Raw genomic sequence first — 352 nt, 5'->3', positions numbered from 1 at the left:
TAACAGGATGACTTTCTTGTAATTGCACAGCCCAAGCTTTACGTGCCTTGGTAGGCACTATAGCTTTTTTATGATTTCCTCCTGAAGCTGAGATTTTAAACTGAGCTCGGCAAACATTTGCTTAAGCTTACGGTTTTCAGCTTCCAGTTCCTTTAAACGTTTGATATCGGAGGTTTCCATACCACCGTATTTTTGCCGCCATTTATAAAAAGTCGAGTTGCCGATGCCATATTTACGGCAAAGTTCTTTAACAGGAATACCGGCTTCAGCTTCTTTTAAAATAGATACGATTTGATGTTCAGTCATTTTTTTCATGATTAAATCCTCTGTGGGTTAATAAAGAGAATTTTCT

1 pseudogene is annotated in these 352 nt (G+C 37.8%); it reads right to left on the bottom strand.

The annotated features are described in order from the left end of the window. Positions 1-63: 63 nt before the first annotated feature. Positions 64-315, bottom strand: a pseudogene (locus tag BGI33_RS03430) (transposase); the annotation flags it as partial. Positions 316-352: the final 37 nt, after the last annotated feature.

It is taken from the genome of Snodgrassella alvi, assembly GCF_002777425.1.
Lineage (GTDB): Bacteria > Pseudomonadota > Gammaproteobacteria > Burkholderiales > Neisseriaceae > Snodgrassella > Snodgrassella alvi_B.
This window is presented reverse-complemented; position numbering and strand designations above follow the sequence as displayed.